Here is a 386-nt window from a genome sequence, read left to right as displayed (position 1 = left end):
GAAACAGCTTTACGGAAAATATATTTGGTTGTACCCGCTGCAATCTTGGCTTCTTTCGGAAGCTTTGCTGCAAAATCAAAAACTTCTTTATCCAGAAATGGTACTCTGACTTCCATGGAATGTGCCATGCTCATTTTATCTGCTTTCTGCAAAATATCGCCAGGAAGCCAGTAGCTCAGATCTACAGACTGCATTTTTTCCATGTCTTGAAGTGATCCTCTGTTTTCTGACTCAAGTTCTTCAAAAAATGGTCTTAAATATTCCTGTGTGGAAGGTCCTGTTACTTTATTTTTCAAAATCTGCGTTTTCTCTTTTTCACGGTAAATATATGCATTTCCGATGAAACGTTCTTCCACTTTCATTCCTGCACGGATAAGGAAATCCCG

Annotated in this window: 1 protein-coding gene; it reads right to left on the bottom strand. The window is 38.9% G+C overall.

Annotated elements, in window-relative coordinates; genetic code table 11:
• Positions 1-386: asparagine synthase-related protein (locus G5B11_RS18850; protein WP_244093086.1), on the bottom strand; the 386-nt coding region annotated here is incomplete at both ends.

Source organism: Blautia glucerasea (assembly GCF_013304385.1).
Lineage (GTDB): Bacteria > Bacillota > Clostridia > Lachnospirales > Lachnospiraceae > Blautia_A > Blautia_A ammoniilytica.
Note: the sequence above shows the minus strand (reverse complement) of the source record. Positions and strands in the feature narration are given on the sequence as shown.